Below are 8,650 nucleotides of genomic sequence, written 5' to 3'. Positions count from 1 at the left end.
GCCCGGCGGGTCGCGGCGGGCCCGCGGCCCGAAGGTGTGCGGTCGGCTGGTGGTGCGGGCGCGGCGGCACGTCCGGATTCACCGCGGTCGGCGCCGCGGTGACTCGGCGGCGCACCCAGCCGCCCACGCCGCCGTTGGCCGCCCGGTCCCAGACGGTCTCGAACTGTTCTCCGTCCGCCTCAGGTTCACCGGGCCGGTCGTCGTGCTGGTGTTGATCGGACATCAAGATCCCCCCGCGTCCTTCCCCGGATCGGCATTGTCCCAGCAAACGGGACCCGCGCGGGACCGGATCCGATTGCTTTAGGGAATCGAATCAGGCTCGAATCACTCTTGACCGGATGTGGCGGCGCATGACCGACGCGGCGCCGCGACCGCTCGGCCGTCGCGCCGCTCAGATGCCGGGCGCGATCCGCCGCAGCACCCGCAGCGATCCGTCGCCGGGTAGCTCCTCGAAGGCGCCGGACGCCAGCGCGCGCAGGTAGACCCGGTACGGCGCCTGGCCGCCGTCGGCCGGATCCGGGAACACGTCGTGGATCAGCAGAAGTCCGCCGTCCGCCACGTGCGGTGCCCAGCCCTCGTAGTCGCCCTGCGCGTGCTCGTCGGTGTGCCCGCCGTCGATGAACACCAGGCCCACCGGGGTGTTCCACAGCGGCGCGATCACCCGGCTGTGCCCGACCAGCGCCACCACGTACGGCTCCAGGCCGCTTCGGTACAGCGTGCGCCGAAAGCGCGGCAACGTGTCCATCACGCCCACCTCGGGGTCGACCAGGGTCGAGTCGTGGTATTCCCAGCCGGGCTGCTGCTCCTCGGAGCCCCGGTGGTGGTCGAGGGTGACCACCACGGTGCCGGCGTCGCGGGCGACCGCGGCGAGCAGGATCGTCGAGCGCCCGCAGTAGGTGCCCAGTTCGACCAGCGGGCCGACCTTGGCGGCTTCGGTCGCCGCCGCGTACAGCGCGTCGCCCTCGTTCGCGGGCATGAATCCGGTGGCGGCCTCGAACGCGGCCCGCACGGCGGGGTCGATGGTGCTCATCCTGGGGTTCTCCTTGATCGAGGCCGCGCCTGGCCCTGTCCGGCGCACCGGGTCGGTGCGACCCCGGGGCCGCCATGCTGCCGCAGCCGGGTTCGCGACACCGTGTCGGGGGCCACATCGGAGCCCTCGACCCGACTTCGGTCTCCCGATTAATTGAAACGGGTTCTACTATCGCAAGTACTGGACCGAGTCACGGAAGGCGCGATATGGCCATCGGCATCACGGAGGAGCATCGCTCCCTGGCGGAATCGGTACGTGGATGGGTGCAACGTGTTGCACCCATCCAAGAGGTGCGCCGGGTGCTGGAGGCGGAGGCCGAGGAACGGCCCGGCCACTGGGCCGGACTGGCCGAGCAGGGTCTGCTCGGCATGCATGTCGCGGAGGAGTTCGGCGGCGCGGGCTACGGCCTGGTGGAGACCGCGGTGGCGCTGGAGCAGGCCGGCCAGGGCATGCTGCCCGGTCCGTTCCTGCCCACCGTGCTGGCCTCGGCCCTGATCCAGGCGGACGGCGGCGACGCGGCCAAGGAACTGCTGCCGGGCCTGGTGGACGGCACCCTGGTCGGTGCGGTCGCGCCGACCCCGGGCACCGTGGTGGCGGCCGAGGAGGCGGGCGGCCTGCGGGTGAGCGGGATGGCCACGCCGATCCTGGGCGGCGCGCTCGCCGACGTGCTGGTGCTGGCCGCGCGCCGGGCCGACGGCACGTCGGCGTACGTGGTCGTGGACGCCGCGGACGTGGCGGTCCGGGCGCTCAAGAGCGTGGACCCGACCCGGCGCAGCGCCGAGGTCACGGTGGACACCGTGGTCCCGGCCGGGCGCGTGCTCGGCGGCGTGGACGAGGACCTGGCCCGCGACTTCGCGGCCGTACTGCTGTCCGCCGAGGCGTGCGGAGTGGCCGCGTGGGCGCTCACCACGGCCACCGAATACGCCAAGGTGCGCGAGCAGTTCGGCCGACCGATCGGTCAGTTCCAGGCGATCAAGCACCTGTGTGCGGACATGCTGGTGCGGGTCGAGCAGTCGCGCGCGGTCACCTGGGACACGGCGCGCGCGATCGACGCGGGCTCGGACGCGCCGACCCGGTCGCTGACCGCGGCGATCGCGGCCACGTACGCGATCGAGGCGGCCTTCACCACCACCAAGGACTGCGTGCAGATCCTCGGTGGGATCGGCTTCACGTGGGAGCACGACGCGCACATCTATCTGCGCCGGGGCCTGACCCTGCGGCAGTACGCCGGTCCCGCCGCGTTCTGGCGGCTGCGGGTGACCGAGCTGGCGAGCGTCGGGGCGCGCCGCGACCTGGTCCTGGACCTGCCCGCGGAGGCGGAGAACCTGCGCGACACCGCGCGGGCGATCCTGACCGAGGTGGCCGGCGAGTCCGGCGCCGAGCAGCGCGCCCGGCTGGCCCCGCTGGGCTATGCCGCGCCGTACCTGCCCAAGCCGTACGGCATCGGCGCCGGGCCGGTCGAGCAGTTGGTGATCCAGCAGGAGATGAAGGCGCTGGGTGTGCGGCTGCCGGACATCACCATGGGCAACTGGGTGATCCCCTCGCTGATCGCGTACGGCACCGCGACCCAGCAGGAGCGGTTCGCGCCGCCGACGCTGCGCGGCGAGATCCAGTGGTGTCAGCTGTTCTCCGAGCCGGGTGCGGGCTCGGACCTGGCCGCGATCAGCACCCGCGCGACCAGGACCGAGGGCGGCTGGCTGATCAACGGCCAGAAGGTGTGGACCTCGCGGGCCCGCGAGTCGCAGTGGGGCATCCTGCTCGCGCGCACCTCGCCGGACAAGCCCAAGCACGAGGGCCTGACCTACTTCATCGTGGACATGGCCGCGGCGGGTCTGGACATCCGGCCGCTCAAGGAGATCAGCGGCCTGGCGATGTTCAACGAGATCTTCCTCGAAGACCTCTTCGTGCCGGACGACATGGTGGTCGGCAAGGTCGACGAGGGCTGGCAGGTGGCCCGCAACACGCTCGGCAACGAGCGCGTGCACATGGGCGCGGGCAGCTCGTTCGGCGCCGGCATCGCGAACCTGGTCGAGGCGGTGAACGGTCCGGCGGGCGAGTTCGTGGACGGCGGCTTCCGCGAACGGCTGGGTGCGCTGGTGGCCGAGGCGTCCTCGCTCGCGCTGATCGAGCTGCGCACCACGCTGGCCCGGTTGTCCGGTCTGGAGCCGGGCGCCGGCGCCTCGGTGCGCAAGCTGGTCGGCACGCCGCATCAGCAGCGCGAGTCCGAGCTGTCCCTCGAACTGCTCGGCCCGCTGGGCGCGGTGGACGAGGGCGCCGGGCAAAAGGCGGCGTTCGGGTTCCTGATGAGCCGCTGCCTGACCATCGCCGGCGGCACCACGCAGGTCCAGCTCAATGTGGTCGGCGAACGCATCCTCGGGCTGCCGAGGGACCCGCAGCCCACCGAGAAGTAGACCGTTTCCTTTCCTCATCCGGTCGGTGGATCCGTTTTACGTGGGTCCGTCGAGCGGATCCGTTCAGTGGGAGTTCGCGACATGGCACAAAAGGCGTTCATCGTCGGCGTCGGCATGACCAAGTTCGAGAAGCCGGAGAGCCGCGACTGGCAGTACTGGGACATGGTCAAGGAGGCCGGCGACAAGGCCCTGGCGGACGCGGGCGTCGGCTACGACCTGGTCGAGCAGGCACCGGTCGGCTACTGCTTCCAGGCGTCCACCGCCGGCCAGCGCGCGGTGTACGAGCTGGGCCTGACCGGGGTGCCGGTCTACAACGTCAACAACAACTGCGCGACCGGCTCGTCCGCGCTGATGATGGCCCGCCAGTTCGTCGCGGGCGGGCTGAACGACTGTGTGCTCGCGATCGGTTTCGAGAAGATGAAGCGCGGGTCGCTGGGCGGGGGCGGCGAGGGCGACTTCTCCACGTCGCCGGTCGCCGCGCACTACAAGATCATGGGCGATGCGCACGGGTTCTCGATGACCGCGCCGCCGACCGCGCAGATCTTCGGCAACGCGGCCCGCGAGCACATGGCCCGCTATGGCACCACCGCCGAGCAGATCGCGCACGTGGGTGTCAAGAACCACCGGCACTCCGTGAACAACCCGTACGCGCAGTTCCAGGTCGAGTACTCGCTCGAAGAGGTGCTCGGCGCCAAGGAGATCCACGCGCCGCTGACCCGGCTCCAGTGCTCGCCCACCTCGGACGGCGCTGCCGCCGCGCTCGTGGTCAGCGAGCGCTTCGTGCGCGAACACGGACTGCAGGACCAGGCGATCGAGATCGTGGCGCAGTCGATGACCACCGACACCGAGGAGAGCTTCGCCTCGAAGACGTGCATCGACGTGGTCGGCAAGCCGATGTCGGCCGCGGCCGGCCGGCAGGTCTTCGAGCAGTCCGGCCTGGGCATCGAGGACGTCGACGTGATCGAACTGCACGACTGCTTCTCGATCAACGAGATCCTCACCTACGAGGCACTGGGCATGTGCGGCGAGGGCGAGGGCGGCAAGCTGGTCGCCGAGGGCGCCACCACCTACGGCGGTCGCTGGGTGGTCAACCCGTCCGGCGGTCTGATCTCCAAGGGCCACCCGCTGGGCGCCACCGGCCTGGCCCAGGCCGCCGAGATCAGCTGGCAGCTGCGCGGGCTGGCCGAGGGCCGCCAGGTCGCCGACGCCAAGGTCGGCCTGACCCACAACATCGGCCTCGGCGGCGCCGCCGTCGTGGGCCTGTACCGCCGCGGCCAGTTCTAGCCGACGTGCCCCGGGCGGCCCGGCTCGGGCCGCCCGGGGCACGATGAGTACGCGCACTCATGCGGTGGGCTCGGGTCGAGGCCAGGGTGGAGGTGTTCCCCAAGCCCTCGACGAAAGCGAATTCTCATGTTCCCGGCCCGAGTTCGTGCGGTGGTTGTGGCTGCGGTCGTGGCGTTGTCGACGGCGGGCTGTGGGTTGACCGGGGCGTTCGAGACGCCGCCGCGGTCGACTGTGCCGGCGCCCGTGCACGCGGATGCGGACGTGCGGCGAATGGCCTCGGGATACGCGTCCGAGGTCGCGGGGTGGATCGGCGCCGGGCCCTTCGTGGCGGTCTCCGCGCATGCCTGGCCGGATCCGATGGAGTGCCGGGGTTGGGCCGTGGGCGGATCAGGGCTCGAGAGTGTCTTCGAGGTGCCGCTCGCGAGCCCGCTGCATCCGGACGCGTACGAGAGGGTGCGCGGCGGTATGCGTGGGGGCGGGTTCGAGATCTCGTTCGACGGGGCGGGCCGGCCGGGGGATTCCGCGGTCCTGCTCGCGAGCGATCCCAAGGCCCGCTACGGACTGCGGCTGTACTCGCGGACCGGCACGGCGGACCGACCGGTGTCCGACGCGATCGTGGTCGAGGTCAGGTCGCCGTGCTTCACCGAGGCGCGGGCCGCGGTGCCGTCCTCGTGACGGGTACGACGCTTGGGCCGCACCCGTCACGGTTTCGTTACGTGCCGTCGGTGTCCGGGACGAGGGTGAGGTCGGGGGCGAGGCGCGGAGTGGGGCTGTGCAGCCACTCGGCGAGCAGGGTGCGTTCCGTGTCGTTGAGGTATAGGCGGGCGTTGGCGCACAGGGTTTCGACGTTGCGTAGGAAGGCGCCGGCCAGGTCGTCGGCGGAGGCGACCGGGTGGGTGGTGGAGGACCAGTAGCCGGAGTAGACCAGACCGGTGGTGACGAACGCGATCGCCTTGCGAGCGATGGTCTGCATGCGCTCGGCGCACCGGTCGCGGACCGCGCCCGAGGTCTGGTTGCCCTGGAAGCCGTTCTCGCTGACCTCGGCGTGCAGTTCCTCGAAGAGCACGTGGTACTCCTCCGGGGAGAGCCGGGGCGCCCCGGTGACCGTGGCCACCCGGTCGATCAGGTCGCGGACCGGCTCGCGCACGTGGTCCATCCGCCCCTGGCCGTTGGGGCGGGCCGAGGGCGGCTGATGTCGGGTGCGGTCGTAGATGTAACCCGGTGGGACCCGGCTGATCAGCAGCTTCTCGTCGGCGCCCTGCTCCAGCATCAGTTCGAGCAGGGACGAGAAGGTGGCCGCGCCGCCCCAGCGGGTGCGGGTGACCTGCTCCCGGCCGACCTGCTGGAGCACCGAGTGGGCCAGCGTCGCGAGCACGATCGGCTCGTCCGATCCGCCGAGCTGCGTGCGTACGTGCGCCATCACCTGCTCGCGTACGCCCTCGTCGGCCGGTGCGACGTCGATCTCGTCGCGCAGCGCCCGTTCGATGAACTCCTGGTCGCTGATCACCACGTCGCCCGCGGCGACGTACGCCTGGGCGGCCGGACCGCTGGCGATCACCATGGTGCGCCGGTCGTGGCTGCGCAGCCGCAGCAGCACGGGCGTGAAGTCCGCGTCCGCGCTCATGATGATGACCTCGTCGAACCGGGTCGAGTGCTGGAGCGTGTCGAGTACGTCCATCACCATGTGGATGTCCGCGCTGTTCTTGCCCCGGCCCGTCAGCGGCGGGCAGTCGATCACGCGAAAGGCCGACCGCGTGAAGAAGGCCCGGTAACGGTCGTGCATGACCGGGTTGAGGTAACAGTTGCGCACGAGCAGCGATCGGCGTAGGCCACGCTCGATCGCCTCGTTCTCCAACCACTCCAACCACTGGGACGGCTTCCGGGCGAAAATCTCCGCCGAAGCCCGATCCGTCTCGCGCAGCCCGCTGTAAATATTGTCAAAGTCAAGAAAAAGCGCGCTGCGAATTCTGCCTGGTATGCCCGAATCCATACTCATGTCCATGCCTGCCTCCCCCGATGCGTACGGCTTCAATCTGTCCGACGCGTCACGTGTGGGCAAGCGAGGCCACTCACGGTCCGGTTGCGATCTTGGCCGTCTTCCGATCCGCGCGCACCCGGGCTAGGTTGCGAAGCGAAAGCTTGATCGTGCCATGTAGGTGTGTCTGTTCGTCAGGAGCCGTGCCGTGTCGCGACGTTGGAGCACCACCCTGGACGTACTGCTGCGTGAGCGGGCCGCGGATCCCGCGCCCGGCCTCCGCCACGAGGACCTGGCCTGGTCCTGGGCCGAGGTGGTCGCCGAATCGGCGCGGCGGGCGGCCCTGCTGCGCGCACTGCGGGTCGAGGGCCGGCCGTGGCACGTCGGGGTGATGCTGGAGAACGTTCCGGAGTTTCCGCTGCTCCTCGGCGCCGCGGCGCTGTCCGGCGCGGTGATCGTCGGACTCAACCCGACCCGGGTCGGCGCCGAACTGGCCCGCGACATCGATCACACGGACTGCTCGCTCGTGATCACCGACGCGACGCACCTGGAGCAGTTGCGCACCGCCGCGCCGGACTTCCCGGCGGACCGGCTGCTGTGCGTGGACGACGCGTCCTGGGCGGCGGCGCTCCAGCCGTACGCGGGAGCCGAGCCGCCGGTGGAGCGGCCGAGCCCCGACGACACCTTCATGCTGATCCTCACCTCCGGGACGACCGGACATCCCAAGGCGGTGATCTGCTCGCAGGGCAAGATCGCCGTGCAGGGGGCGAGCGTAGTGGCGATGGAACGGCTCACCGGCGCCGACGTCGCGTACTGTGCGATGCCGCTGTTCCACTCCAACGCGATCGTCACGTGCTGGGCGCCCGCGGTCGCCGCCGGGGCCGAACTGGTGCTGCGCCGACGGTTCTCCGCGTCCGGCTTCCTGCCCGATGTGCGGCGATTCGGGGTCACCTACGCCAACTACGTGGGCAAGCCGCTGTCGTACATCCTGGCCACGCCGGAGCGTTCGGACGACGCGGACAACCCGCTCGCGCGGGTGTTCGGCAACGAGGGCGGGCCGCAGGACGTCGAGCGATTCGCCCGGCGGTTCGGCTGCACGGTGCGGGACGGGTTCGGCTCGACCGAGGGTGGCCTGTCCTTCGTGCCGGTCACGGACATGCCGCCGGGCGCGCTGGGCCGGCCCAGCGGGGAGATACGGATCCTGAACCAGGACACGCGCGAGGAGTGCCCGCCGGCGGCCTTCGACGCCGAGGGTCGGATGACCAACCTCGAGGACGCTGTCGGCGAACTGGTCAACATCGGCGGCGCGGGGTCCTTCGAGGGCTACTACAACAACCCGGCGGCGACCGCGCAGCGCATGCGCGAGGGCTGGTACTGGAGCGGCGACCTGGCCTACCGCACCGAGGACGGCCTGGTCTTCTTCGCCGGCCGCAGCGGCGAATGGCTGCGCGTCGCGGGGGAGAACTTCGGCGCGGCGCCGGTCACCCGGATCCTGTCCCGGCATCCTGACGTCGCGGTGGCCACGGTGTACGGCGTGGCCGACGAGGCGGCGGGCGACCAGGCGATGGCGGCCCTCGTCCTGCGCGAGGGCGCGCGCTTCGAACCGGCCGAGTTCGCCGAGTGGTTGGCGGCGCAGTCGGACCTGTCCGGGGCCTGGCACCCGCGCTACGTCCGGATCGCTGCGGCGCTCCCGCAGACCAGCACGAACAAGATCCTGACCAGGGTCCTGGTCCGCCAGGCCTGGTACACCGGCGCCGACGAACTGTGGTGGCGCGACACCAAGGAGGGCCCGTACCGCCCGTTCAGCGAGGCCGACCGCAAAACGCTGGAGACGGCCTTCGCGGACCGCGGCCGAGCACACGTCCTGGCACTCCTGGATCGGGGACCTGTCGATCGGTGACCTGTCGATTGACTGCCCGCGACGCCTCGGGTGCTCCGAGGGTCGCCGTG

Annotated in this window: 7 protein-coding genes; 4 read left to right on the top strand and 3 right to left on the bottom strand. The window is 71.1% G+C overall.

Annotation, left to right across the window (positions count from 1 at the left end; all coding sequences use genetic code 11):
- Both ABZS54_RS30075 and ABZS54_RS30070 read right to left on the bottom strand, forming a co-directional pair.
- On the bottom strand, nucleotides 1-223 hold a 223-nt coding region (locus ABZS54_RS30075), incomplete at its 3' end, for a hypothetical protein (protein WP_355542952.1).
- Nucleotides 224-391: 168 nt separating this feature from the next.
- Nucleotides 392-1,030, bottom strand: coding sequence for a class I SAM-dependent methyltransferase (locus ABZS54_RS30070; RefSeq protein WP_355542949.1), 639 nt, complete (start codon nucleotides 1,028-1,030; stop codon nucleotides 392-394).
- A 206-nt stretch (nucleotides 1,031-1,236) separates the two neighbouring features.
- Between ABZS54_RS30070 and ABZS54_RS30065 the strand changes: the two genes are divergently transcribed.
- The 3 genes from ABZS54_RS30065 (at nucleotide 1,237) to ABZS54_RS30055 (ending at nucleotide 5,400) form a co-directional block, all read left to right on the top strand.
- Entirely contained in the window at nucleotides 1,237-3,441 is a 2,205-nt protein-coding gene (locus ABZS54_RS30065; RefSeq protein ID WP_355542946.1) for an acyl-CoA dehydrogenase, read from the top strand.
- Between the two features lie 81 nt (nucleotides 3,442-3,522).
- Complete coding sequence (locus ABZS54_RS30060) at nucleotides 3,523-4,725, top strand: lipid-transfer protein (protein WP_355542943.1); 1,203 nt, start codon at nucleotides 3,523-3,525, stop codon at nucleotides 4,723-4,725.
- A 261-nt stretch (nucleotides 4,726-4,986) separates the two neighbouring features.
- Nucleotides 4,987-5,400: a hypothetical protein gene (locus ABZS54_RS30055; protein WP_355542940.1), complete on the top strand. Its 414-nt coding sequence runs from the start codon at nucleotides 4,987-4,989 to the stop codon at nucleotides 5,398-5,400.
- 37 nt (nucleotides 5,401-5,437) lie between these two features.
- On the opposite strand, the gene ABZS54_RS30050 is transcribed toward ABZS54_RS30055, so the two are convergent.
- Nucleotides 5,438-6,727: an NYN domain-containing protein gene (locus ABZS54_RS30050; RefSeq protein ID WP_355542937.1), complete on the bottom strand. Its 1,290-nt coding sequence runs from the start codon at nucleotides 6,725-6,727 to the stop codon at nucleotides 5,438-5,440.
- Between the two features lie 181 nt (nucleotides 6,728-6,908).
- Here ABZS54_RS30050 and ABZS54_RS30045 point away from each other — a divergent pair, with 181 nt between their 5' ends.
- Nucleotides 6,909-8,600, top strand: a complete 1,692-nt coding sequence (locus tag ABZS54_RS30045) for a long-chain-fatty-acid--CoA ligase (RefSeq protein ID WP_355542934.1) — start codon at nucleotides 6,909-6,911, stop codon at nucleotides 8,598-8,600.
- Nucleotides 8,601-8,650: the final 50 nt, after the last annotated feature.

This window comes from Embleya sp. NPDC005575 (assembly GCF_040605455.1).
In the GTDB taxonomy this organism is placed as follows: Bacteria; Actinomycetota; Actinomycetes; order Streptomycetales; family Streptomycetaceae; genus Embleya.
This window is presented reverse-complemented; position numbering and strand designations above follow the sequence as displayed.

Excerpts from the sequence above, each read along its gene's own strand:
- ABZS54_RS30065 (WP_355542946.1), top strand. The coding sequence starts at position 1,237 with ATGGCCATCGGCATCACGGAGGAGCATCGCTCCCTGGCGGAATCGGTA.
- ABZS54_RS30050 (WP_355542937.1), bottom strand. The coding sequence starts at position 6,727 with ATGGACATGAGTATGGATTCGGGCATACCAGGCAGAATTCGCAGCGCG.
- ABZS54_RS30060 (WP_355542943.1), top strand. The coding sequence starts at position 3,523 with ATGGCACAAAAGGCGTTCATCGTCGGCGTCGGCATGACCAAGTTCGAG.
- ABZS54_RS30070 (WP_355542949.1), bottom strand. The coding sequence starts at position 1,030 with ATGAGCACCATCGACCCCGCCGTGCGGGCCGCGTTCGAGGCCGCCACC.